Below are 23,692 nucleotides of genomic sequence, written 5' to 3' on the forward strand. Positions count from 1 at the left end.
AGAACCCCTGTTTGCTAACGCAGACAGGGGTTTTGTTTTGGGCGGTCGAAAAAACTAAAAAACCATCGCTCATGTCCTGAGTGCAAACGCCCTGCGTTTCTATGCAATGACCTTACGCATGGCTATTATGCGTGCCTCATTGTGAGGCGATATTTGCATGCTGATGTTGTTGAAACTACTGAAAGACGGTCGATTCCATTCTGGAGAAGCGCTTGGCGCCGCCCTGGGCGTCAGTCGCAGCGCTGTGTGGAAGCAGCTTCAGCATCTTGAGGCAGAGTTAGGGCTGCCCATTCATAAGGTCCGAGGTCGTGGGTATCAATTGGCTGCGCCGTTGGTGTTCTTGAGTGCAGAGCAAATTTCCCTGAATGCGGCCTCTTTAACCTGGCCAGTTCATATTTTCGATTCCATCGACTCCACTAACGCCGAAGCTTTGCGTCTCGTTGACTCAGGGTGCGCAGCCCCCTTTGTCGTACTGTCGGAGCAGCAGACGGCTGGTAGGGGAAGGCGTGGTCGAAAATGGGTCAGTCCGTTTGCGCAAAATGTCTACTACAGCCTCGTGCTGCGCATTGAAGGTGGTCTGCGACAGTTGGAGGGGTTGAGTCTCGTAGTTGGCTTAGCCGTTATGCAGGCGTTGCGTGAGACCGGTGTACAGGGCGCGGCTTTGAAATGGCCAAACGACGTCTTGGTCGGGAGCAAGAAAATTTCTGGCATCTTGCTGGAGCTGGTGGGGGATCCTGCGGATATCTGTCACGTTGTCCTAGGGATAGGCATCAATGTGAATATGCAGAAAGCCGATGATGTGGATCAGCAATGGACTTCAATTCAGCTCGAGACCGGTTCTGCTATTGATCGCAACCAATTGGTGGCGCGTCTGGGGATGCAGTTGCAAGGCTATCTGGATCGACATAAGACTGCCGGTTTTGCCGGGCTGCAAGATGAGTGGGAGCGGCATCACTTGTGGCAGGGCAAGCCTGTGTCTCTCGTTGCTGGTGTTACCCAGATTGATGGGGTGGTGTTGGGCGTGGATCATCAGGGCGCGTTGCGCTTGAATGTCGATGGCGTCGAGAAAATATACAGCGGTGGTGAGTTAAGCCTGAGGTTGCGTGATGATTCTTGAGCTCGACTGTGGGAACAGCTTCATAAAGTGGCGCGTGCTTGAGGCGAGTGATGCAAGTGTCTCCGCCGAAGGCGTGGTGGGTTCGGATGATGCGTTGATTGAGAGCCTGATAGCGCTTCCTGGCCTTCTGCTCACGCGTTGTCGGTTAGTGAGTGTTCGAGCGCTTGAGGAAACCGACAAGCTGGTAGAGGCGTTGGTGAAGGCATTTGGCGTTACCGTTTCCTGTGCGGGTTCCGCGCGACAAATGGCCGGTGTGCACAATGGCTACGAAGAGTTCGAGCGGCTTGGGCTGGATCGTTGGTTGGCGATGCTGGGTGCATATAAGTTAGCGTCCGGCGCATGCGTAGTGCTCGATTTTGGTACGGCGGCGACCGCAGACTTTATTGATGTTGATGGTGAGCACTTGGGTGGGTTTATTTGCCCGGGCTTGCCACTTATGCGCAATCAGTTGCGAACCCATACGCGCAAGATACGTTATGACGATGCCGCGGCTGAGAGAGCTCTTGAGCGTCTCTCTCCTGGGCGGACGACCGTAGAGGCTGTCGAGCGCGGTTGTACGCTTATGCTAAGAGGGTTCGTGTTGACCCAGCTTGAATTGGCGAGAAGCTATTGGGGCGAGGATTTCACTGTCTTCCTGACGGGGGGGGATGCCGACCTGGTCAGGGATGCTGCACCTCAGGCTTGTTTGGTCCCGGACCTTGTGTTTGTTGGTTTGGCAATGGCGTGTCCTTTGTCTTGAGGTGATTATGCGCTGGCTGTTTTTGCTTTTACTTGTCCTCAATGTTTTCTACTACGTCTGGCATCAGCAAGAAGCTCCATTGCGTGCCAAGGACGTCACACCATTGAGTCTCTATCGTGGAACGCAGCAAGATATTCGGCTCCTGAGTGAGTCTGCCGACACGGTGGCGCGGCGTGATCGAGCAAGGGGGGCTGATGAACAAAGCACCTGTCTGTACATTGGTGGTTTCTCGGATCGTCACCAGGCGCTCTCTCTCGAGCAGCGGCTGACAAGCTTGGACATAAGGGTCAGGCTTCAATTGTTGAGCGCGCCTGAAGCCTCGGGTTACTGGTTGCGAGTAGCCCCTGAGAGTAGGCGCTTGGCTGACGATCTGCCCTTTGAAAGCCTTGCTAATGAATTCAATGAGTTAAAACATAAAATAATGCTGTGCGAAGGCATTGCAACTCTCGAATAGTTTGCATAGAATGGCGCCCGCTTCGCAGTGAAGACCTTTAAGGGCTTCAAGGTGAAACGAAGGTCAACGCAGCTAACCTCATATTTTTAATGAGAAAATGCTTGACAGAAGGCCGGCGTGATGTAGAATGCCGGCTCGCTTAGGAGGGGTTCCCGAGCGGCCAAAGGGATCAGACTGTAAATCTGACGTCTACGACTTCGAAGGTTCGAATCCTTCCCCCTCCACCATTTTTAGCGTGAGCTGCAAGCTCCGCGGGTATAGTTTAGTGGTAGAACCTCAGCCTTCCAAGCTGATGATGCGGGTTCGATTCCCGCTACCCGCTCCAAGTTTGCAGGTTGTGCAAGGTGTTTTGCTCTTGTAGCTCAGTTGGTAGAGCGCACCCTTGGTAAGGGTGAGGTCAGCGGTTCAAATCCGCTCAAGAGCTCCATATAACAAGGCAGATATGAAAATATCTGCCTTTGTTTTAACAGCTGCCTCGGCTTGTATCGTGTTATGTCTGGCTGTGATTGTCAGGTGATTTCAAGTCTGTTGGGGTTGGTTGTTGTAAAGTCTTTTTCAGGCCTGCATAATGGTCGGCCTGATTTTGTTTTAGGTCAGTAGCTCAATTGGCAGAGCGACGGTCTCCAAAACCGTAGGTTGGGGGTTCGATTCCCTCCTGACCTGCCAGATTCACGTGGTGTGTCTGGCTTTCTTTTCACAGGATCTTCATAGATGACTCCTAAGGCTGAAGCTCAAAGCTCTCGTTTCGATCTGTTCAAGTGGCTCGCTGTAGTCGCCTTGGTGGTCGTAGGCGTTGTTGGCAATCAGTACTATTCTGCTTCGCCGATCCTGTACCGTGTCCTCGCATTGCTCGCCCTCGCTGCTGTAGCTGCCTTTGTAGGCCTGCAGACTGCTAAAGGCAAGTCTTTCGCGGTCCTGGTAAAGGAAGCTCGCACCGAAATTCGTAAAGTCGTTTGGCCGACTCGCCAAGAAACCACGCAGACCACATTGATTGTTGTGGCTGTTGTTCTGGTTATGGCGTTGCTGTTGTGGGGGCTCGATTCCCTGCTCGGCTGGCTTGTTTCCTTGATTGTTGGCTAAGGGTGTCCCGTGGCTAAGCGTTGGTACGTTGTGCATGCTTACTCGGGTTACGAGAAGCATGTTATGCGCTCTTTGCTGGAGCGCGTAAAGCTGGCAGGCATGGAAGATGGCTTCGGCGAAATTCTGGTTCCCACTGAAGAAGTGGTTGAAATGCGGAATGGCCAGAAGCGCAAGAGTGAGCGCAAGTTCTTCCCTGGCTACGTGCTGGTACAGATGGACATGAATGAAGGTACTTGGCACTTGGTCAAGGATACTCCTCGTGTCATGGGTTTCATTGGCGGTACTGCTGATAAGCCTGCTCCGATCACTGACAAGGAGGCAGAAGCAATTCTGCGTCGTGTTGCTGACGGTAGCGACAAGCCCAAGCCGAAGACATTGTTCGAGCCGGGTGAGGTTGTTCGTGTTACAGATGGTCCTTTCGCTGATTTCAATGGCACCGTCGAAGAAGTTAACTACGAAAAGAGCCGGATCCAAGTGGCAGTGCTCATTTTCGGTCGCTCTACTCCGGTAGAGTTGGAGTTCAGCCAGGTCGAGAAGGTCTAGCTGAAAAAGCATCCCAACCCCGCAGCCTTAGGCTGTGGGGTTTTGTCGTCACTGGGATAAACGCGCAAGTAACCGGGGAGCCTTTCTAGGCGTTTGAACCCGTAATTGGAGTGCCTCATGGCCAAGAAGATTACCGCTTACATCAAGCTGCAAGTGAAGGCCGCTCAGGCCAACCCTAGCCCACCCGTCGGTCCAGCTCTGGGTCAGCACGGCGTGAACATCATGGAATTCTGCAAGGCCTTCAACGCCCGTACTCAGGGTCTTGAGCCAGGTCTGCCGACTCCAGTGATCATCACTGTATACAGCGACCGTAGCTTTACTTTCGAAACCAAGTCGACCCCGGCTTCGGTTTTGTTGAAGAAAGCTGCTGGTCTGACTAGCGGTTCCGCTCGTCCGAACACCGTTAAGGTTGGCACCGTAACTCGTGCTCAGCTGGAAGAAATCGCGAAAACCAAAAACGCGGATCTGACTGCAGCTGATATGGATGCAGCCGTGCGTACCATCGCCGGTTCTGCTCGTAGCATGGGCCTTAACGTGGAGGGTGTGTAATGGCTAAGCTGACCAAGCGCCAAAAGGCTATCGCCGGCAAAATCGAAGCAGGCAAGTCCTACAACTTCGTAGACGCTGCTGCTCTGCTGACCGAGCTGTCGACTGTCAAGTTCAGCGAGTCTGTTGACGTTGCTGTGAACCTGGGTGTTGACCCGCGTAAATCCGACCAGGTCGTTCGTAGCGCTACTGTGCTGCCACACGGTACTGGCAAGACTGTACGTGTTGCTGTCTTCACTCAGGGCCCGGCGGCTGAAGCTGCTCTGGCTGCCGGCGCTGATCGCGTTGGTATGGACGATCTGGCTGCCGAAATGAAAGGCGGCGATCTGAACTATGACGTCGTTATTGCTTCCCCGGATGCAATGCGCGTTGTAGGTCAGTTGGGTCAGATCCTGGGTCCACGTGGCCTGATGCCTAACCCTAAAGTCGGCACCGTAACGCCAGACGTAGCTACCGCGGTTAAAAACGCCAAGGCTGGTCAGGTTCGTTATCGCACCGACAAAAACGGCATCATTCACACCTCCGTTGGCAAGGTCGGCTTCGACGCCGTCAAGCTGAAGGAAAACGTTGAAGCCCTGATCGCTGATCTGAAGCGTATCAAGCCAGCTTCCTCGAAAGGCATCTACGTCAAGCGCGTTACCCTGAGCACCACTATGGGCCCAGGTCTGGTCATCGACCAAGGCTCGCTGGACGTATAAGACACAAATTGGCGCAAGCGATTGCGCCAATTGAAAGATTGGGGTCCCTGCCTGGCGGGGGCTATCCAAGACCGTAGGCGACGCAAGTCTTAAACCAACAAGCCTACGCAGATGGTGCTCCCGGTTCCTTACCGAATCAGACACCAAAACGACATCCGGCCTCGGCCAGATGAAACGGTAACAAGCAGGAGTTAAACCCGTGGCAATTAATCTCGAAGACAAGAAGGCCATCGTCGCTGAAGTCAACGAGGCTGCCAAAGCTGCTCTGTCCGCTGTCGTGGCTGATGCCCGTGGTGTGACAGTAGGCGCTATGACCGGACTCCGTAAAGAGGCTCGTGAAGCTGGCGTATACGTACGTGTTGTACGTAACACCCTGCTCAAGCGCGCTGTTGCTGACACTGAATACAGTGTTCTCAACGACGTGTTCACTGGCCCGACTCTGATCGCGTTCTCCAAGGACCATCCAGGCGCTGCTGCCCGTTTGTTCAAAGAGTTCGCCAAGAGTCAGGATAAGTTCGAGATCAAGGCAGCTGCGTTCGAGGGCAAGTTCCTCGCAGCTAACCAAATCGACGTACTGGCAACACTGCCGACCCGCGACGAAGCCATTTCGCAGCTGATGAGCGTGATTCAAGGCGCTACCAGCAAGCTGGCTCGTACTCTGGCTGCAGTTCGCGAGCAAAAAGAAGCTGCCGCAGCCTAAGGCTGAGCAACTTCTCTCGCGTATTTTTGTTTATTTCGATGGCCGCGTAGGCCGTCCCCCAATTCAGGAAATACAGCAATGTCTATCTCCCAAGACGATATCCTCAACGCCGTAGCTGAAATGTCGGTTCTGCAGGTTGTTGAGCTGATCAAAGCTTTCGAAGAAAAATTCGGCGTTTCCGCTGCCGCTGCTTCCGCTGGCCCAGCTGCTGCTGCTGCCGTTGTTGAAGAGCAAACCGAATTCAACGTCATGCTGACCGAAGCTGGCGAGAAGAAAGTAAACGTGATCAAGGCAGTACGTGAACTGACCGGTCTGGGCCTGAAAGAAGCCAAGGCTGTAGTTGACGGCGCTCCTGCCATGGTTCTGGAAGCTGTTGCCAAAGACGCAGCTGACAAAGCCAAAGCTACTCTGGAAGAAGCAGGCGCTAAAGTCGAGCTGAAGTAAGCATCGACCTTGCGTCTCCAGCCCAAGCGTTAAGCTGAAGGCTGATGGCTGGTGGCTCTTGCCACCGGCCTTTTTCCGTTCTTGGCTGTCGACTCGGTCGCCGCCATTAACGCGCTGTAGCCACCCGAAGCGGTGGTGCAAACCATGGGGTTTGCAAGATTTTCTGGCTGCTCCCGTCGGAGGGGCCAAACAAGCAGGTGACCAAGCTGGGGAACGCTGATGGCTTACTCATATACTGAGAAAAAACGTATCCGCAAGGACTTTAGCAAGTTGCCGGACGTCATGGATGTCCCGTACCTTCTGGCTATCCAGCTGGATTCGTATCGTGAATTCTTGCAGGCGGGAGCGACCAAAGATCAGTTCCGCGACGTGGGCCTGCATGCGGCCTTCAAATCCGTTTTCCCGATCATCAGCTACTCCGGCAATGCTGCGCTGGAGTACGTCGGTTATCGCCTGGGCGAACCGGCATTTGATGTCAAAGAATGCGTGTTGCGTGGCGTTACGTACGCCGTACCTTTGCGGGTAAAAGTCCGTCTGATCATTTTCGACAAAGAATCGTCGAACAAAGCGATCAAGGACATCAAAGAGCAAGAAGTCTACATGGGCGAAATCCCATTGATGACTGAAAACGGTACCTTCGTTATCAACGGTACCGAGCGTGTAATCGTTTCCCAGCTGCACCGTTCCCCGGGCGTGTTCTTCGACCACGACCGCGGCAAGACGCACAGCTCCGGCAAACTCCTGTACTCCGCGCGGATCATTCCGTACCGCGGTTCGTGGTTGGACTTCGAGTTCGACCCGAAAGACTGCGTGTTCGTGCGTATCGACCGTCGTCGCAAGCTGCCGGCCTCGGTACTGCTGCGCGCGCTCGGCTATACCACTGAGCAAGTGCTGGACGCTTTCTATACCACCAACGTATTCAGCCTGAAGGATGAAACCCTCAAGCTGGAGCTGATCGCTTCGCGTCTGCGTGGTGAAATTGCTGTCCTGGACATCCAGGATGAGAAAGGCAAGGTCATCGTTGAGGCTGGCCGTCGTATCACTGCGCGCCACATCAACCAGATCGAAAAGGCTGGTATCAAAGAGCTGGAAGTGCCTCTGGACTACGTTCTGGGTCGCACGACCGCCAAGGTCATCGTTCACCCGGCTACAGGCGAAATCCTGGCTGAGTGCAATACCGAGCTGAACACCGAGATCCTGGCGAAAATCGCCAAGGCCCAGGTTGTTCGCATCGAGACCCTGTACACCAACGACATCGACTGCGGTCCGTTCATCTCCGACACTCTGAAGATCGACTCCACCAGCAACCAATTGGAAGCGCTGGTCGAGATCTATCGCATGATGCGTCCTGGTGAGCCACCAACCAAAGACGCTGCCGAAACCCTGTTCAACAACCTGTTCTTCAGCCCTGAGCGCTATGACCTGTCTGCGGTCGGCCGGATGAAGTTCAACCGTCGTATCGGTCGTACCGAGATCGAAGGTTCGGGCGTGCTGTGCAAGGAAGACATCGTCGCGGTACTGAAGACGCTGGTCGACATCCGTAACGGCAAAGGCATCGTCGATGACATCGACCACCTGGGTAACCGTCGTGTTCGCTGTGTAGGCGAAATGGCCGAGAACCAGTTCCGCGTTGGCCTGGTGCGTGTTGAGCGTGCGGTCAAAGAGCGTCTGTCGATGGCTGAAAGCGAAGGCCTGATGCCGCAAGACCTGATCAACGCCAAGCCAGTGGCTGCGGCGGTGAAAGAGTTCTTCGGTTCCAGCCAGCTTTCCCAGTTCATGGACCAGAACAACCCGCTGTCCGAGATCACCCACAAGCGCCGTGTATCCGCACTGGGCCCGGGCGGTCTGACCCGTGAGCGTGCTGGCTTCGAAGTTCGTGACGTACACCCGACGCACTACGGTCGTGTTTGCCCGATCGAAACGCCGGAAGGTCCGAACATCGGTCTGATCAACTCCCTGGCCGCTTATGCGCGTACCAACCAGTATGGCTTCCTCGAGAGCCCGTACCGTGTGGTGAAAGACGCTCTGGTCACCGACGAGATCGTGTTCCTGTCCGCCATCGAAGAAGCTGATCACGTGATCGCTCAGGCTTCGGCCACGATGAACGACAAGAAAGTCCTGATCGACGAGCTGGTAGCTGTTCGTCACTTGAACGAGTTCACCGTTAAGGCGCCGGAAGACGTCACCTTGATGGACGTTTCTCCGAAGCAGGTAGTTTCGGTTGCAGCGTCGCTGATCCCGTTCCTGGAGCACGATGACGCCAACCGTGCATTGATGGGTTCCAACATGCAGCGTCAAGCTGTACCGACCCTGCGTGCTGACAAGCCGCTGGTAGGTACCGGCATGGAGCGTAACGTAGCCCGTGACTCCGGCGTTTGCGTCGTGGCTCGTCGTGGCGGCGTTATCGACTCTGTTGATGCCAGCCGTATCGTGGTTCGTGTTGCCGATGACGAAGTAGAAACTGGCGAAGCCGGTGTCGACATCTACAACCTGACCAAATACACCCGCTCGAACCAGAACACATGCATCAACCAGCGTCCGCTGGTGAGCAAGGGTGATCGCGTTCAGCGTAGCGACATCATGGCCGATGGCCCGTCCACCGATATGGGTGAACTGGCTCTGGGTCAGAACATGCGCATCGCGTTCATGGCATGGAACGGCTTCAACTTCGAAGACTCCATCTGCCTGTCCGAGCGTGTGGTTCAAGAAGACCGCTTCACCACGATCCACATTCAGGAACTGACCTGTGTGGCACGTGACACCAAGCTTGGGCCTGAGGAAATCACTGCAGACATCCCGAACGTGGGTGAAGCTGCACTGAACAAGCTGGACGAAGCCGGTATCGTTTACGTAGGTGCTGAAGTTGGCGCAGGCGACATCCTGGTGGGTAAGGTCACTCCGAAAGGCGAGACCCAACTTACTCCGGAAGAGAAGCTGCTGCGTGCCATCTTCGGTGAAAAAGCCAGCGACGTTAAAGACACCTCCCTGCGTGTACCTACCGGTACCAAAGGTACTGTCATCGACGTACAAGTCTTCACCCGTGACGGCGTTGAGCGTGATGCTCGTGCACTGTCCATCGAGAAGACCCAGCTCGACGAGATCCGCAAGGATCTGAACGAAGAGTTCCGTATCGTTGAAGGCGCGACCTTCGAACGTCTGCGCTCCGCTCTGGTAGGCCACAAGGCCGAAGGCGGCGCAGGTCTGAAGAAAGGTCAGGACATCACCGACGAAATTCTCGACGGTCTTGAGCACGGCCAGTGGTTCAAACTGCGCATGGCTGAAGACGCTCTGAACGAGCAGCTCGAGAAGGCCCAGGCCTACATCGTTGATCGCCGCCGTCTGCTGGACGACAAGTTCGAAGACAAGAAGCGCAAACTGCAGCAGGGCGATGACCTGGCTCCAGGCGTGCTGAAAATCGTCAAGGTTTACCTGGCAATCCGTCGCCGCATCCAGCCGGGCGACAAGATGGCCGGTCGTCACGGTAACAAAGGTGTGGTCTCCGTGATCATGCCGGTTGAAGACATGCCGCACGATGCCAATGGCACCCCGGTCGACGTCGTCCTCAACCCGTTGGGCGTACCTTCGCGTATGAACGTTGGTCAGATCCTTGAAACCCACCTGGGCCTCGCGGCCAAAGGTTTGGGCGAGAAGATCAACCGTATGATCGAAGAGCAGCGCAAGGTCGCAGACCTGCGCAAGTTCCTGCACGAGATCTACAACGAGATCGGCGGTCGCAACGAAGAGCTGGATACCTTCTCCGACCAGGAAATCCTGGATCTGGCGAAGAACCTGCGCGGCGGCGTTCCAATGGCTACCCCGGTGTTCGACGGTGCCAAGGAAAGCGAAATCAAGGCCATGCTGAAACTGGCAGACCTGCCAGAAAGCGGCCAGATGCAGCTGTTCGACGGTCGTACCGGCAACAAGTTCGAGCGCCCGGTTACTGTTGGCTACATGTACATGCTGAAGCTGAACCACTTGGTAGACGACAAGATGCACGCTCGTTCTACTGGTTCGTACAGCCTGGTTACCCAGCAGCCGCTGGGTGGTAAGGCTCAGTTCGGTGGTCAGCGTTTCGGGGAGATGGAGGTCTGGGCACTGGAAGCATACGGTGCTGCATACACTCTGCAAGAAATGCTCACAGTGAAGTCGGACGATGTGAACGGTCGTACCAAGATGTACAAAAACATCGTGGACGGCGATCACCGTATGGAGCCGGGCATGCCCGAGTCCTTCAACGTGTTGATCAAAGAAATTCGTTCCCTCGGCATCGATATCGATCTGGAAACCGAATAACACGTGACGCGAATCGAGAGCGTGGCCGTTTGGTCCGCTCTCTGCTCCGCCAGGAGGAAAGGCCTTGAAAGACCTACTGAATTTGCTGAAAAACCAGGGTCAAGTCGAAGAGTTCGACGCCATCCGTATTGGATTGGCATCGCCTGAGATGATCCGTTCGTGGTCGTTCGGTGAAGTTAAAAAGCCGGAAACCATCAACTACCGTACGTTCAAACCTGAGCGTGACGGCCTGTTCTGCGCCAAGATCTTTGGCCCGGTAAAGGATTACGAGTGCCTGTGCGGTAAGTACAAGCGCTTGAAGCACCGTGGTGTGATCTGCGAGAAGTGCGGCGTTGAAGTCGCACTGGCCAAGGTTCGTCGTGAGCGTATGGCGCACATCGAACTGGCTTCGCCGGTTGCCCACATCTGGTTCCTGAAATCGCTGCCGTCCCGTATCGGCTTGCTGATGGACATGACTCTGCGTGATATCGAACGCGTTCTCTACTTCGAGAGCTATGTCGTTATCGATCCAGGCATGACCACCCTTGAAAAAGGTCAGCTGCTGAACGACGAGCAGTACTTCGAAGCGCTGGAAGAGTTCGGTGATGATTTCGATGCCCGTATGGGTGCCGAAGCTGTCCGCGAGCTGCTGCACGCTATCGACCTGGAGCACGAGATTGGCCGTCTGCGCGAAGAAATTCCGCAAACCAACTCCGAAACCAAGATCAAGAAGCTGTCCAAGCGTCTGAAGTTGATGGAAGCCTTCCAGGGTTCCGGCAACTTGCCAGAGTGGATGGTGCTGACCGTTCTGCCGGTTCTGCCGCCAGACCTGCGTCCGCTGGTACCGTTGGACGGTGGTCGTTTCGCGACGTCCGACCTCAACGACCTGTATCGCCGCGTGATCAACCGTAACAACCGCTTGAAGCGCCTGCTTGACCTGTCCGCTCCGGACATCATCGTGCGCAACGAAAAGCGTATGTTGCAGGAAGCTGTCGATGCCTTGCTCGACAACGGTCGTCGTGGCCGCGCTATCACCGGTTCTAACAAGCGTCCTCTGAAATCCTTGGCTGACATGATCAAGGGTAAGCAAGGTCGTTTCCGTCAGAACTTGCTCGGTAAGCGTGTTGACTACTCCGGTCGTTCGGTAATTACCGTAGGCCCGACCCTGCGTCTGCACCAGTGCGGTCTGCCCAAGAAGATGGCACTTGAGCTGTTCAAGCCATTCATCTTCGGCAAGCTGGAAATGCGCGGTCTCGCGACCACCATCAAAGCGGCCAAGAAAATGGTCGAGCGCGAACTGCCAGAGGTTTGGGACGTTCTCGCCGAGGTGATCCGCGAACACCCGGTTCTCCTCAACCGTGCACCGACCCTTCACCGTCTGGGTATCCAGGCGTTTGAACCAGTACTGATCGAAGGTAAGGCTATTCAGCTGCACCCTCTGGTCTGTGCCGCGTACAACGCCGACTTCGACGGCGACCAAATGGCCGTGCACGTACCGCTGACACTGGAAGCCCAGTTGGAAGCGCGCGCGTTGATGATGTCGACCAATAACATTCTGTCGCCAGCCAACGGTGAGCCAATCATCGTTCCGTCGCAGGACGTTGTATTGGGTCTGTACTACATGACCCGTGAAGCGATCAATGCCAAGGGCGAAGGTCGTGTGTTCGCTGACCTGCAGGAAGTTGACCGTGTGTTCCGTGCCGGCGAAGCCGCACTGCACGCCAAGGTCAAAGTGCGGATCAACGAAACCGTCAATGACCGTGACGGCGGCAGCGTGAGCAACACCCGTATCGTCGACACCACTGTCGGCCGTGCGCTGTTGTACCAGGTTGTGCCAAAAGGTCTGTCGTACGATGTCGTCAACCTGCCGATGAAGAAGAAGGCGATCTCCAAGCTGATCAACCAGTGCTACCGCGTGGTTGGTTTGAAAGAGACCGTTATCTTCGCTGACCAGTTGATGTACACAGGTTTCGCTTACTCCACTATCTCCGGCGTTTCCATCGGCGTTAACGACTTCGTTATCCCGGATGAAAAAGCTCGCATCATCAGTGCCGCCACTGACGAAGTGAAAGAGATCGAGAGCCAGTACGCCTCCGGCCTGGTAACCCAGGGCGAGAAGTACAACAAGGTGATCGACCTTTGGTCCAAGGCGAACGACGAAGTTTCCAAGGCGATGATGGCCAACCTCTCGAAAGAGAAAGTCATCGACCGTCACGGCGACGAAGTTGACCAGGAATCCTTCAACTCGATGTACATGATGGCCGACTCGGGCGCACGGGGTTCTGCTGCGCAGATCCGTCAGCTCGCCGGTATGCGTGGCCTGATGGCCAAGCCGGATGGCTCCATCATCGAAACGCCGATCACTGCGAACTTCCGTGAAGGTTTGAGCGTACTTCAGTACTTCATCTCCACTCACGGTGCTCGTAAGGGTCTTGCGGATACCGCGTTGAAAACCGCTAACTCCGGTTACCTGACTCGCCGTCTGGTAGACGTTGCACAAGATCTGGTTGTAACCGAGATCGATTGCGGCACCGAGCACGGCCTGCTGATGACTCCGCACATTGAAGGCGGTGACGTTGTAGAGCCGCTGGGTGAGCGCGTATTGGGTCGTGTAATTGCCCGTGACGTGTTCAAGCCAGGTACCGAGGAAGTTATCGTTCCTGCTGGCACCCTGGTTGACGAAAAGTGGGTCGAGTTCATCGAACTCAACAGCATCGACGAAGTGATCGTTCGCTCGCCGATCAGCTGCGAAACCCGCTATGGCATTTGCGCCAAGTGCTACGGCCGTGACTTGGCTCGTGGTCACCAGGTAAACATCGGTGAAGCGGTCGGCGTTATCGCTGCCCAGTCCATCGGTGAGCCGGGTACCCAGCTGACCATGCGTACGTTCCACATCGGTGGTGCGGCAAGCCGGACCTCCGCAGCCGACAGTGTTCAGGTGAAGAATGGCGGTACCGTCCGCCTGCACAACCTCAAGCACGTTGAGCGAGTGGATGGCCACCTGGTTGCTGTGTCCCGTTCCGGTGAGCTGGCAATCGCTGATGATTACGGTCGTGAGCGCGAGCGTTACAAGCTGCCGTACGGTGCTGTGATTTCGGTTAAAGAAGGTGACAAGGTCGACGCTGGCGCAATCGTGGCCAAGTGGGATCCGCACACTCACCCAATCGTTACCGAAATGAAAGGTACCGTGACCTACGTGGGCATGGAAGAAGGCATCACGATCAAGCGTCAGACTGACGAATTGACCGGTATGACCAACATTGAAGTACTCGACGCCAAAGATCGTCCAGCTGCCGGTAAAGACATCCGTCCTGCCGTGAAGATGGTTGATGACAACGGCAAGGATCTGTTGCTGCCAGGCACTGACGTAATCGCTCAGTACTTCCTGCCAGCCAACGCCCTGGTCGGTGTAGCGGATGGTGCGAAGATCGCGATCGGTGATGTTATCGCGCGTATCCCGCAAGAAACTTCGAAGACCCGTGACATCACCGGTGGTCTGCCGCGTGTTGCCGACTTGTTCGAAGCTCGTCGTCCGAAAGAAGCGTCGATTCTGGCTGAAGTCAGCGGCACCATCGCGTTCGGTAAAGAAACCAAAGGCAAGCGCCGTCTGGTCATTACTCCGAACGACGGTAGCGATCCGTATGAAGAGCTGATTCCGAAGTGGCGTCACCTGAACGTGTTCGAAGGCGAACAGGTAAACCGCGGTGAAGTTATCTCCGACGGCCCGAGCGATCCACACGACATCCTGCGTCTGCTGGGTGTGAGTGCTCTGGCCAAGTACATCGTTAACGAGATCCAGGACGTTTACCGTCTGCAAGGCGTGAAGATCAACGACAAGCACATCGAGACCATCCTGCGTCAGATGCTGCGTAAAGTTGAAATCGCTGAATCCGGCGATTCCAGTTTCATCAAGGGCGACCAGATGGAACTGACTCACGTACTGGTAGAAAACGAGCGCCTGGCGAACGAAGAGAAATTCGTTTCCAAGTTCACTCGCGTGCTGCTGGGTATCACCAAGGCGTCGTTGTCCACTGAGTCGTTCATCTCGGCGGCCTCCTTCCAGGAGACCACTCGCGTACTGACCGAAGCAGCGGTAACCGGCAAGCGCGATTACCTGCGCGGCCTGAAAGAAAACGTGGTCGTGGGTCGTCTGATCCCGGCGGGTACCGGTTTGGCTTACCACAGCGAGCGCAAGCGTCGCCGTGATGCTGACAAGCCGCTGCGCGTGAGCGCCAGTGAAGTGGAAGCTGCACTGACCGAAGCACTGAACTCAAGCGGTAACTGAGTTCTGCGATAGATGAGTCTGGGCCCTGACACTCCCGTTCGTCGGATCGAGGCATTTTTGCCCCGGTTCGGCGCGAGGGGAGGTCGGGGCCTTGCCTTGACTGGGGACAAGATCCTCTTTAGACTCTTGTACCCCTAAATTTGGCGGGAATTCGTTCCTGCCATTTTGCTTTTCTTGCAAGACAATAGCGTCGCAAGACAACAGTGGAGCTAGTAGATGGCAACTATCAACCAGCTGGTACGTCAGCCGCGTAAGCGTATCGTCGAGAAATCCGACGTACCTGCGCTGCAGAACTGCCCGCAACGTCGTGGCGTATGCACCCGTGTGTATACCACCACGCCGAAAAAACCTAACTCGGCACTGCGTAAAGTATGCCGTGTGCGTCTGACCAACGGTTTCGAGGTTTCCTCGTACATCGGCGGTGAAGGCCACAACCTGCAAGAGCACAGCGTGGTACTGATCCGCGGCGGTCGTGTAAAAGACTTGCCAGGTGTTCGTTATCACACCGTACGCGGCTCCTTGGATACTTCCGGCGTTAAAGGTCGTAACCAGGGTCGTTCGAAGTACGGTACCAAGAAGCCTAAGTAGTAGCGGCTTTTTGTAAACCTGAATCATCTTATTTTCTGAGTCGATAAGAGTAAGGTCGGAGGCGTCCCGAAAGGGCACCGATTCCGAGCGAACCTGAAGACCGTTTGAGGGCTTATCCATGCCAAGAAGACGCGTAGCAGCCAAGCGCGAAGTGCTTGACGATCCAAAATACGGAAGCCAAATTCTGGCCAAGTTCATGAACCACGTGATGGAAAGCGGCAAAAAAGCCGTTGCCGAGCGTATCGTTTATGGCGCGCTGGAAAAGGTTAAAGAACGCAAGAACAGCGACCCCCTGGAAATCTTCGAGAAAGCTCTCGACGCCATCGCTCCGCTGGTCGAAGTGAAGTCGCGCCGTGTAGGCGGTGCTACTTACCAGGTTCCGGTTGAAGTTCGCCCGTCCCGTCGTAACGCTCTGGCAATGCGCTGGTTGGTAGACTTCGCCCGTAAGCGCGGCGAGAAGTCTATGGCTCTGCGTTTGGCCGGCGAACTGTTGGACGCTGCTGAAGGTAAAGGTGCTGCTGTTAAGAAGCGTGAAGACGTGCACCGTATGGCTGAAGCTAACAAAGCTTTCTCGCACTACCGCTTCTAATTTTAGCTTCACTAATTTTGCGAGGGCTTTATGGCTCGTACTACTCCGATTAGCCGCTACCGTAACATCGGTATCGTCGCTCACGTGGATGCTGGTAAAACCACCACCACCGAGCGCGTACTGTTTTACACCGGCAAAAGTCACAAAATGGGCGAGGTGCATGACGGCGCCGCGACCACAGACTGGATGGTTCAGGAGCAGGAGCGTGGTATTACCATTACTTCTGCTGCTATTACCGCCTTCTGGAAAGGTTCCGAGAAGCAGTACAAAGACGAGCATCGCTTCAACGTAATCGATACACCGGGCCACGTAGACTTCACTATTGAAGTTGAGCGTTCCCTGCGTGTACTCGACGGCGCTGTCGTTGTGTTCTGCGGCACCTCGGGTGTTGAGCCTCAGTCGGAAACCGTATGGCGTCAAGCCAACAAGTACGGTGTTCCACGTCTTGTTTATGTAAACAAGATGGACCGTGCTGGCGCCAACTTCCTGCGCGTGATCGGTCAGATCAAGCAGCGTCTGGGTCACACTCCGGTGCCTATCCAGTTGGCGATCGGTTCTGAAGATAACTTCCAGGGTCAGATTGATCTGATCAATATGGAAGCTGTCTACTGGAACGATTCCGATAAAGGTATGGTTCCTGTTCGCAAGCCTATCCCTGAAGAGCTTCAGGAACTGGCTGACGAGTGGCGCAACAACATGGTTGAGGCTGCGGCTGAAGCCAGCGAAGAGCTGATGAACAAGTACCTCGAAGGTGAAGAACTCACCAACGTGGAAATCAAGGCCGCTCTGCGTCAGCGTACTATCGCTGGTGAGATCGTCTTGGCTGTTTGCGGTTCTTCCTTCAAGAACAAGGGTGTTCCCCTGGTTCTCGACGCCGTTATCGACTACCTGCCTGCTCCAACCGACATTCCTGCTATCAAGGGTACCAACCCTGATAACGAGGAAGAAGAGATGGAGCGTCATGCTGACGACAACGAGCCGTTCTCGGCTCTGGCGTTCAAGATCGCTACAGACCCATTCGTGGGTACTTTGACCTTCGTTCGCGTTTACTCGGGCGTGTTGGCCTCCGGCGACGGCGTGATCAACTCGGTTAAAGGCAAGAAAGAGCGCGTGGGCCGTATGGTGCAAATGCACGCAAACGCTCGCGAAGAGATCAAGGAAGTACGCGCTGGTGACATCGCGGCCCTGATCGGCATGAAGGACGTCACCACTGGTGAGACTTTGTGCGATGCTGCCAAGCCAATCATCCTGGTTCGCATGGACTTCCCGGAGCCGGTTATCTCGGTTGCCGTAGAGCCTAAGACCAAGGATGACCAGGAAAAAATGGGTATCGCTCTGGGCAAGCTTGCTCAGGAAGATCCATCTTTCCGCGTCAAGACTGATGAAGAGACTGGTCAAACGATCATCTCTGGCATGGGCGAGCTGCACCTGGACATCCTGGTTGACCGGATGCGCCGTGAGTTCAACGTCGAAGCCAACATCGGTAAGCCTCAGGTTTCCTATCGTGAGCGCATCACGAAGAACTGTGAAATCGAAGGCAAGTTCGTTCGTCAATCCGGCGGTCGTGGTCAGTTCGGTCACTGCTGGATCCGTTTTGCTCCTGCTGACGAAGGTCAGGAAGGTCTGCAATTCGTGAACGAAGTAGTAGGTGGTGTGGTTCCCAAGGAATACATCCCTGCTATCCAGAAGGGTATCGAAGAGCAGATGAAGAACGGTGTTGTTGCCGGCTATCCGCTGATCGGCCTGAAAGCAACCGTTTTTGACGGTTCTTACCACGACGTCGACTCCAACGAGATGGCGTTTAAGGTGGCTGCTTCCATGGCAACCAAGCAACTGGCCCAGAAGGGCGGTGGTGAGTTGCTTGAGCCAATCATGGCGGTAGAAGTTGTTACACCTGAAGACTATATGGGTGATGTCATGGGCGACCTTAACCGTCGTCGCGGCATGATCTTGGGTATGGAAGACACGGTTTCCGGCAAAGTGATTCGCGCCGAGGTTCCGTTGGGTGAGATGTTCGGTTATGCGACCGACGTTCGCTCCATGTCCCAGGGTCGCGCAAGCTACTCTATGGAATTCAAAAAATACAACACAGCTCCGGCGCACATCGCTGAAACTGTATCCAAAAAACAAGGCTGATTCAGTCCTTTAGGCAAGGAGTTAATTGTCGTGGCTAAAGAAAAATTTGATCGTTCCCTACCGCACGTAAACGTTGGCACCATCGGCCACGTTGACCACGGTAAAACCACTCTGACCGCTGCTCTGACTCGCGTCTGCTCCGAAGTTTTCGGTTCGGCTCGTGTTGACTTCGACAAGATCGACAGCGCACCAGAAGAAAAAGCTCGTGGTATCACCATCAACACCGCGCACGTTGAGTACAACTCGACTATTCGTCACTACGCTCACGTTGACTGCCCAGGTCACGCTGACTATGTGAAGAACATGATCACTGGTGCTGCCCAGATGGACGGCGCGATCCTGGTTTGCTCGGCCGCTGATGGTCCGATGCCACAAACCCGTGAGCACATCCTGCTGTCCCGCCAGGTTGGCGTTCCGTACATCGTGGTTTTCCTGAACAAGGCTGACCTGGTAGACGACGCTGAGCTGCTGGAACTGGTTGAGATGGAAGTGCGCGATCTGCTGAGCACTTACGACTTCCCAGGTGACGACACTCCGATCATCATCGGTTCTGCTCGTATGGCTCTGGAAGGCAACGACGAAAACGAAATGGGCACCACTGCCGTTCGTAAACTGGTTGAAACTCTGGACAGCTACATCCCAGAACCAGTTCGTCTGACCGACAAGCCGTTCCTGATGCCAATCGAAGACGTATTCTCGATCTCCGGTCGCGGTACTGTTGTGACTGGTCGTATCGAGCGCGGTATCGTTCGCGTTCAGGATCCACTGGAAATCGTTGGTCTGCGTGATACTACCGTCACCACCTGCACCGGTGTTGAAATGTTCCGCAAGCTGCTCGACGAAGGTCGTGCTGGCGAGAACTGCGGCGTTCTGCTGCGTGGTACCAAGCGTGACGACGTTGAGCGTGGCCAGGTTCTGGTTAAGCCAGGTTCGGTCAAGCCGCACACCAAGTTCACCGCAGAAGTTTATGTTCTGAGCAAAGAAGAAGGCGGCCGTCATACTCCGTTCTTCAAAGGCTACCGTCCACAGTTCTACTTCCGTACTACTGACGTGACCGGTAACTGCGAATTGCCAGAAGGCGTTGAAATGGTAATGCCAGGTGACAACATTCAAATGACTGTTACCCTGATCAAAACCATCGCAATGGAAGACGGTCTGCGCTTCGCAATCCGTGAAGGCGGCCGTACCGTTGGTGCTGGCGTTGTAGCTAAAATCATCGAGTAATCTCTCTTTTGAGTGAGCTTTGATGTTTTGAGAAAGCCCCCGCTTAGCGGGGGCTTTTTTATTGGGTTGACACCTATCTAGGGCGTCTATAGAATTGCGCCTCCTTTTAACGGGCGTATTGCGCCCGGTGGGAATAGCAGCCGGAGTCTGAAATCCAATGCAAAATCAGCAAATCCGTATCAGGTTGAAGGCTTTTGACCATCGCCTGATCGACCAATCCACCCAGGAAATCGTGGAAACCGCGAAACGTACTGGTGCTCAAGTGCGTGGTCCAATTCCACTGCCTACCCGTAAAGAGCGGTTCACCGTTCTGGTCTCCCCGCACGTCAACAAAGACGCGCGTGACCAGTACGAGATCCGTACTCATAAGCGCGTACTGGACATCGTCCAGCCAACGGATAAAACCGTTGATGCACTTATGAAGCTCGATCTGGCGGCCGGTGTGGAAGTACAGATCAGCCTCGGCTAAGACTTGGGTCTTAGTCGTGTAACGCTCTGAAATGGGCGGCCATAGCGGGTGAAAGCCCCGTACACTCATGAGGTTTACAACATGACTATTGGTGTAGTCGGTCGTAAATGCGGTATGACCCGTATTTTCACCGAAGAAGGTGTCTCCATTCCGGTCACGGTCATTGAGATCGAACCGAATCGCGTCACCCAGTTCAAAACTGAAGAAACCGATGGCTATCGTGCAGTGCAAGTCACTGTCGGCGAGCGTCGTGCTTCGCGCGTGACTGCTGCTCAAGCAGGTCACTTCGCTAAAGCAAACGTTGCAGCTGGTCGTACTGTTATGGAGTTCCGTCTTGAAGACGGCGACTACCAGGCTGGCGATCTGATCAACGCTGAAATCTTCGCCGCTGGTCAACTGGTTGATGTAACCGGTCAGTCCAAAGGTAAAGGCTTCCAGGGTACGATCAAGCGTTGGAATTTCCGTGGTCAAGACAACACTCACGGTAACTCCGTTTCCCACCGCGTCCCGGGCTCTATTGGCCAGTGCCAGACTCCTGGTCGTGTATTCAAGGGCAAAAAAATGTCCGGTCATATGGGCGCTGAGCGCGTGACCGTGCAGTCCCTCGAAGTAGTGCGCGTCGACGCTGAACGCAATCTGTTGTTGGTCAAGGGTGCTGTTCCTGGCGCTACTGGCGGCAACCTGGTTGTACGTCCAGCGGCCAAGGCTCGCGGTTAAGGGGAAGCTGACATGCAATTAAATGTAAATGACGCTCAAGCGATCGAAGTTTCCGAACTGACATTTGGCGGCGAATTCAACGAGACGCTCGTTCACCAAGCAGTCGTGGCCTACATGGCCGGCGGCCGTCAAGGTAGCAAGCAGCAAAAGACCCGTTCCGACGTACGTGGTGGCGGTAAGCGCCCTTGGCGTCAGAAAGGCACTGGCCGTGCTCGTGCCGGTACTATCCGTAGCCCAATCTGGCGTGGCGGCGGTACCACTTTCGCAGCTCGTCCACAGGATCACTCTCAGAAGCTCAACAAGAAGATGTACCGCGCAGCTCTGCGCTCCATCCTTGCTGAGCTCGTGCGTACTGATCGTCTGGTCGTGGTTCAGGACTTCGCTGTCGAAAGTCCAAAAACCAAAGATCTGCTGGGCAAACTGAACAACATGAGCCTGACCGACGTTTTGATCGTGTCCGAAGCTGTTGATCAGAACCTGTACCTGGCTGCTCGCAACCTGCCACACGTTGATGTACGTGACGTGCAAGGTTCCGATCCAGTTAGTCTGATCGCATACGACAAGGTGTTGATCACCGTGTCGGCCGTGAAGAAATTCGAGGAGCTGCTGGGATGAACCAGGAACGCGTATTTAAAGTTCTGCTTGGCCCGCACGTTTCCGAAAAGGCTACGGTTCTGGCTGACAAGAAAGGCCAGTTCGTTTTCAAGGTTGCAACTGACGCAACCAAGCTGGAAATCAAGAAGGCCGTCGAAAGCCTGTTCAGCGTGAAAGTAGAGCGTGTTACTACCCTGAATGTTCTGGGTAAGAGCAAGCGCACTGCTCGCGGTCTGGGCAAGCGTAATGACTGGAAGAAGGCAGTTATCTCCCTTCAGCCAGGCCAAGATCTCGATTTCAGCAGCAGTGCTGAGTAAGGAAGGGGTGCATCATGGCAATCGTTAAATGCAAACCGACTTCCCCTGGCCGCCGTTTTGTGGTCAAGGTGGTCAACCAGGAGCTGCATAAAGGCGCTCCTCACGCACCGCTGCTCGAGAAAAAATCGAAGTCTGGTGGTCGTAACAACAATGGTCGCATTACCACTCGTCACATCGGTGGTGGCCATAAGCAGCATTATCGTCTGGTCGATTTCCGTCGCAACGACAAAGATGGCATCGCTGCCACTGTCGAGCGTATTGAATACGATCCAAACCGTACTGCTCACATCGCTCTGCTGCTGTACGCAGATGGCGAGCGTCGCTACATCATCGCCCCTAAAGGCGTGAGTGCTGGTGACCAGCTGATCGCAGGTGCTCTGGCGCCGATCAAGCCGGGCAACGCTCTGCAACTGCGTAACATTCCAGTTGGTAGCACCGTACACGGCATCGAATTGAAGCCAGGTAAAGGCGCGCAAATCGCTCGTTCCGCTGGTGCTTCGGCTCAGCTGATCGCTCGTGAAGGTGTCTACGTGACCCTGCGTCTGCGTTCTGGTGAGATGCGTAAAGTACTGGCTGAATGCCGTGCGACCCTGGGCGAAGTCTCGAACTCCGAGCACAGCCTGCGTTCGTTGGGTAAAGCTGGTGCCAAACGCTGGCGTGGCGTTCGCCCAACCGTTCGTGGTGTTGCCATGAACCCGGTTGACCACCCACACGGTGGTGGTGAAGGTCGTACCTCTGGTGGTCGTCATCCGGTATCGCCATGGGGCTTCCCGACTAAGGGCGCGAAGACTCGTGGTAATAAGCGTACCGACAAAATGATCGTCCGTCGTCGCAAGTAAATAGAGGGATACGACAGTGCCACGTTCTCTGAAAAAAGGTCCTTTTATTGATCTTCACCTACTGAAGAAGATCGAAGTGGCGGCGGAAAAGAACGATCGCAAACCAGTTAAGACCTGGTCGCGTCGTTCGATGATCCTGCCACAAATGGTCGGTCTGACCATCGCAGTACACAACGGTCGTCAACACGTCCCAGTTCTCGTTAACGAAGACATGGTCGGCCACAAACTGGGCGAGTTTGCCGGTACCCGCACTTATCGTGGGCACGTGGCAGACAAGAAAGCCAAGCGTTAAGGGGTTAGGAAATGGAAGTAGCCGCTAAGTTGTCGGGCGCTCGAATCTCCGCCCAGAAAGCCCGCTTGGTCGCCGACCAGATCCGCGGGAAGAAGGTGGGCGAAGCGCTCAACCTGTTGGCTTTCAGCAGTAAGAAAGCCGCCGAGATCATGAAGAAAGTGCTGGAGTCGGCCGTAGCCAACGCCGAGCATAACGAAGGCGCAGACGTTGATGACCTGAAGGTCAGCACCGTTTTCGTCAACGAAGGGCGTTCGCTGAAGCGCATCATGCCACGTGCCAAAGGCCGTGCTGATCGCATCGTCAAGCGGTCTTGCCATATCACTGTCAAGGTTGCTGACAAGTAACGGAGTCGAAGAGATGGGTCAGAAAGTACATCCCATTGGCATTCGCCTGGGAATCGTCAAGGAGCACACCTCCGTCTGGTACGCAGACGGTCGGACTTATGCGGACTATTTGTTCGCTGATCTGAAGGTGCGTGAGTATCTCCAAGACAAACTAAAAAGCGCGTCCGTAAGCCGTATCGATATCCATCGTCCGGCCCAAACTGCACGTATCACCATCCACACCGCTCGTCCAGGTATCGTTATCGGGAAGAAAGGTGAAGATGTTGAGAAACTGCGTCAGGACCTGACCAAGCAAATGGGTGTGCCTGTGCACATCAATATCGAAGAGATCCGCAAGCCGGAGCTCGACGGTATGCTGGTTGCGCAGAGCGTAGCTCAGCAGCTGGAGCGTCGCGTAATGTTCCGTCGCGCTATGAAGCGCGCCGTACAGAACGCCATGCGCATTGGTGCCAAAGGCATCAAAATCCAAGTGAGCGGTCGTCTCGGCGGTGCTGAAATCGCACGTACTGAATGGTATCGCGAAGGTCGTGTGCCACTGCACACCCTGCGTGCCGACATCGACTATGCCAACTACGAAGCTCACACCACTTACGGTGTGATCGGTGTAAAGGTTTGGATCTTCAAAGGCGAAGTAATTGGTGGTCGCCAAGAAGAACTGAAACCACAAGCACCAGCGCCTCGTAAAAAAGCTGCTAAGTAAGGGGT

The 23,692-nt window shown here is 54.9% G+C and carries 23 protein-coding genes and 4 tRNA genes; all 27 read left to right on the forward strand.

Annotated elements, in window-relative coordinates:
• Nucleotides 1-157: 157 nt before the first annotated feature.
• The 27 genes from birA (at nt 158) to rpsC (ending at nt 23,687) form a co-directional block, all read left to right on the forward strand.
• Nucleotides 158-1,117: a bifunctional biotin--[acetyl-CoA-carboxylase] ligase/biotin operon repressor BirA gene (gene birA, locus E4O98_RS24405; protein ID WP_032879211.1), complete on the forward strand. Its 960-nt coding sequence runs from the start codon at nt 158-160 to the stop codon at nt 1,115-1,117.
• Nucleotides 1,107-1,856, forward strand: a complete 750-nt coding sequence (locus tag E4O98_RS24410; protein WP_032879212.1) for a pantothenate kinase — start codon at nt 1,107-1,109, stop codon at nt 1,854-1,856. Before birA ends, E4O98_RS24410 begins: the two co-directional genes overlap by 11 nt.
• Before the next feature lie 7 nt (nt 1,857-1,863).
• Entirely contained in the window at nt 1,864-2,310 is a 447-nt protein-coding gene (locus tag E4O98_RS24415; protein WP_248136496.1) for a hypothetical protein, read from the forward strand.
• A 142-nt stretch (nt 2,311-2,452) separates the two neighbouring features.
• Nucleotides 2,453-2,537 (forward strand) — tRNA-Tyr (locus tag E4O98_RS24420).
• A 24-nt stretch (nt 2,538-2,561) separates the two neighbouring features.
• Nucleotides 2,562-2,635, forward strand: a tRNA-Gly gene (locus tag E4O98_RS24425).
• Between the two features lie 26 nt (nt 2,636-2,661).
• Nucleotides 2,662-2,737, forward strand: a tRNA-Thr gene (locus tag E4O98_RS24430).
• Nucleotides 2,738-2,900: 163 nt separating this feature from the next.
• Nucleotides 2,901-2,976, forward strand: a tRNA-Trp gene (locus tag E4O98_RS24435).
• Between the two features lie 45 nt (nt 2,977-3,021).
• Nucleotides 3,022-3,390 (forward strand): preprotein translocase subunit SecE, encoded by a 369-nt coding sequence (secE, locus tag E4O98_RS24440; RefSeq protein WP_005791990.1) that lies wholly within the window; start codon nt 3,022-3,024, stop codon nt 3,388-3,390.
• 9 nt (nt 3,391-3,399) lie between these two features.
• On the forward strand, nt 3,400-3,933 hold the full coding sequence (gene nusG, locus E4O98_RS24445; protein ID WP_003176436.1) for a transcription termination/antitermination protein NusG: 534 nt from the start codon (nt 3,400-3,402) through the stop codon (nt 3,931-3,933).
• 117 nt (nt 3,934-4,050) lie between these two features.
• Nucleotides 4,051-4,482 carry a 50S ribosomal protein L11 gene (gene rplK, locus E4O98_RS24450; protein WP_003176435.1) on the forward strand — a complete coding sequence of 144 codons (432 nt, stop codon included), beginning with the start codon at nt 4,051-4,053 and terminating at the stop codon, nt 4,480-4,482.
• Entirely contained in the window at nt 4,482-5,177 is a 696-nt protein-coding gene (gene rplA, locus E4O98_RS24455) for a 50S ribosomal protein L1 (protein WP_003176434.1), read from the forward strand. Before rplK ends, rplA begins: the two co-directional genes overlap by 1 nt.
• A 199-nt stretch (nt 5,178-5,376) precedes the next feature.
• Nucleotides 5,377-5,877, forward strand: coding sequence for a 50S ribosomal protein L10 (gene rplJ, locus E4O98_RS24460; RefSeq protein WP_003232405.1), 501 nt, complete (start codon nt 5,377-5,379; stop codon nt 5,875-5,877).
• A 78-nt stretch (nt 5,878-5,955) separates the two neighbouring features.
• Nucleotides 5,956-6,321 carry a 50S ribosomal protein L7/L12 gene (rplL, locus tag E4O98_RS24465; RefSeq protein ID WP_005791984.1) on the forward strand — a complete coding sequence of 122 codons (366 nt, stop codon included), beginning with the start codon at nt 5,956-5,958 and terminating at the stop codon, nt 6,319-6,321.
• Nucleotides 6,322-6,540: 219 nt separating this feature from the next.
• Entirely contained in the window at nt 6,541-10,614 is a 4,074-nt protein-coding gene (gene rpoB / locus E4O98_RS24470; RefSeq protein WP_019819139.1) for a DNA-directed RNA polymerase subunit beta, read from the forward strand.
• A gap of 64 nt (nt 10,615-10,678) precedes the next feature.
• Complete coding sequence (rpoC, locus tag E4O98_RS24475) at nt 10,679-14,878, forward strand: DNA-directed RNA polymerase subunit beta' (RefSeq protein ID WP_005791982.1); 4,200 nt, start codon at nt 10,679-10,681, stop codon at nt 14,876-14,878.
• Nucleotides 14,879-15,094: 216 nt separating this feature from the next.
• Nucleotides 15,095-15,466, forward strand: coding sequence for a 30S ribosomal protein S12 (rpsL, locus tag E4O98_RS24480; RefSeq protein ID WP_002555494.1), 372 nt, complete (start codon nt 15,095-15,097; stop codon nt 15,464-15,466).
• Nucleotides 15,467-15,584: 118 nt separating this feature from the next.
• Nucleotides 15,585-16,055 (forward strand): 30S ribosomal protein S7, encoded by a 471-nt coding sequence (rpsG, locus tag E4O98_RS24485; RefSeq protein ID WP_002555493.1) that lies wholly within the window; start codon nt 15,585-15,587, stop codon nt 16,053-16,055.
• Nucleotides 16,056-16,085: 30 nt separating this feature from the next.
• Nucleotides 16,086-18,191 (forward strand): elongation factor G, encoded by a 2,106-nt coding sequence (gene fusA, locus E4O98_RS24490; protein WP_005791981.1) that lies wholly within the window; start codon nt 16,086-16,088, stop codon nt 18,189-18,191.
• A gap of 30 nt (nt 18,192-18,221) precedes the next feature.
• Nucleotides 18,222-19,415: an elongation factor Tu gene (gene tuf / locus E4O98_RS24495; RefSeq protein ID WP_005791980.1), complete on the forward strand. Its 1,194-nt coding sequence runs from the start codon at nt 18,222-18,224 to the stop codon at nt 19,413-19,415.
• Nucleotides 19,416-19,572: 157 nt separating this feature from the next.
• Entirely contained in the window at nt 19,573-19,884 is a 312-nt protein-coding gene (gene rpsJ / locus E4O98_RS24500; protein WP_003186070.1) for a 30S ribosomal protein S10, read from the forward strand.
• A gap of 81 nt (nt 19,885-19,965) precedes the next feature.
• Nucleotides 19,966-20,601: a 50S ribosomal protein L3 gene (gene rplC / locus E4O98_RS24505; protein WP_003194649.1), complete on the forward strand. Its 636-nt coding sequence runs from the start codon at nt 19,966-19,968 to the stop codon at nt 20,599-20,601.
• Nucleotides 20,602-20,613: 12 nt separating this feature from the next.
• Complete coding sequence (rplD, locus tag E4O98_RS24510) at nt 20,614-21,216, forward strand: 50S ribosomal protein L4 (RefSeq protein WP_003176424.1); 603 nt, start codon at nt 20,614-20,616, stop codon at nt 21,214-21,216.
• The gene (rplW, locus tag E4O98_RS24515; protein WP_002555488.1) at nt 21,213-21,512 is read left to right on the forward strand and encodes a 50S ribosomal protein L23; all 300 of its coding nucleotides are present in this window, start codon (nt 21,213-21,215) and stop codon (nt 21,510-21,512) included. The genes rplD and rplW overlap by 4 nt, the downstream gene beginning before the upstream one ends.
• A 14-nt stretch (nt 21,513-21,526) precedes the next feature.
• Complete coding sequence (gene rplB / locus E4O98_RS24520) at nt 21,527-22,351, forward strand: 50S ribosomal protein L2 (protein ID WP_003186055.1); 825 nt, start codon at nt 21,527-21,529, stop codon at nt 22,349-22,351.
• 16 nt (nt 22,352-22,367) lie between these two features.
• Nucleotides 22,368-22,643, forward strand: a complete 276-nt coding sequence (rpsS, locus tag E4O98_RS24525; RefSeq protein WP_002555486.1) for a 30S ribosomal protein S19 — start codon at nt 22,368-22,370, stop codon at nt 22,641-22,643.
• Between the two features lie 11 nt (nt 22,644-22,654).
• Complete coding sequence (gene rplV / locus E4O98_RS24530; RefSeq protein WP_003103908.1) at nt 22,655-22,987, forward strand: 50S ribosomal protein L22; 333 nt, start codon at nt 22,655-22,657, stop codon at nt 22,985-22,987.
• 13 nt (nt 22,988-23,000) lie between these two features.
• The gene (rpsC, locus tag E4O98_RS24535; RefSeq protein ID WP_003176422.1) at nt 23,001-23,687 is read left to right on the forward strand and encodes a 30S ribosomal protein S3; all 687 of its coding nucleotides are present in this window, start codon (nt 23,001-23,003) and stop codon (nt 23,685-23,687) included.
• The last annotated feature ends 5 nt before the right edge of the window (nt 23,688-23,692 follow it).

Origin of the sequence: Pseudomonas sp. W2Jun17 (assembly GCF_023127795.1) — a bacterium.
Classification (GTDB): domain Bacteria; phylum Pseudomonadota; class Gammaproteobacteria; order Pseudomonadales; family Pseudomonadaceae; genus Aquipseudomonas; species Aquipseudomonas synxantha_A.

What these genes read in the sequence shown, in the direction of transcription:
- birA (WP_032879211.1), top strand. Translation starts at nt 158, where the DNA reads ATGCTGATGTTGTTGAAACTACTGAAAGACGGTCGATTCCATTCTGGA.
- E4O98_RS24410 (WP_032879212.1), top strand. Translation starts at nt 1,107, where the DNA reads ATGATTCTTGAGCTCGACTGTGGGAACAGCTTCATAAAGTGGCGCGTG.
- E4O98_RS24415 (WP_248136496.1), top strand. Translation starts at nt 1,864, where the DNA reads ATGCGCTGGCTGTTTTTGCTTTTACTTGTCCTCAATGTTTTCTACTAC.
- secE (WP_005791990.1), top strand. Translation starts at nt 3,022, where the DNA reads ATGACTCCTAAGGCTGAAGCTCAAAGCTCTCGTTTCGATCTGTTCAAG.
- rplK (WP_003176435.1), top strand. Translation starts at nt 4,051, where the DNA reads ATGGCCAAGAAGATTACCGCTTACATCAAGCTGCAAGTGAAGGCCGCT.
- rplA (WP_003176434.1), top strand. Translation starts at nt 4,482, where the DNA reads ATGGCTAAGCTGACCAAGCGCCAAAAGGCTATCGCCGGCAAAATCGAA.
- rplL (WP_005791984.1), top strand. Translation starts at nt 5,956, where the DNA reads ATGTCTATCTCCCAAGACGATATCCTCAACGCCGTAGCTGAAATGTCG.
- rpoB (WP_019819139.1), top strand. Translation starts at nt 6,541, where the DNA reads ATGGCTTACTCATATACTGAGAAAAAACGTATCCGCAAGGACTTTAGC.
- rpsL (WP_002555494.1), top strand. Translation starts at nt 15,095, where the DNA reads ATGGCAACTATCAACCAGCTGGTACGTCAGCCGCGTAAGCGTATCGTC.
- rpsG (WP_002555493.1), top strand. Translation starts at nt 15,585, where the DNA reads ATGCCAAGAAGACGCGTAGCAGCCAAGCGCGAAGTGCTTGACGATCCA.
- fusA (WP_005791981.1), top strand. Translation starts at nt 16,086, where the DNA reads ATGGCTCGTACTACTCCGATTAGCCGCTACCGTAACATCGGTATCGTC.
- rpsJ (WP_003186070.1), top strand. Translation starts at nt 19,573, where the DNA reads ATGCAAAATCAGCAAATCCGTATCAGGTTGAAGGCTTTTGACCATCGC.
- rplC (WP_003194649.1), top strand. Translation starts at nt 19,966, where the DNA reads ATGACTATTGGTGTAGTCGGTCGTAAATGCGGTATGACCCGTATTTTC.
- rplD (WP_003176424.1), top strand. Translation starts at nt 20,614, where the DNA reads ATGCAATTAAATGTAAATGACGCTCAAGCGATCGAAGTTTCCGAACTG.
- rplW (WP_002555488.1), top strand. Translation starts at nt 21,213, where the DNA reads ATGAACCAGGAACGCGTATTTAAAGTTCTGCTTGGCCCGCACGTTTCC.
- rplB (WP_003186055.1), top strand. Translation starts at nt 21,527, where the DNA reads ATGGCAATCGTTAAATGCAAACCGACTTCCCCTGGCCGCCGTTTTGTG.
- rplV (WP_003103908.1), top strand. Translation starts at nt 22,655, where the DNA reads ATGGAAGTAGCCGCTAAGTTGTCGGGCGCTCGAATCTCCGCCCAGAAA.
- rpsC (WP_003176422.1), top strand. Translation starts at nt 23,001, where the DNA reads ATGGGTCAGAAAGTACATCCCATTGGCATTCGCCTGGGAATCGTCAAG.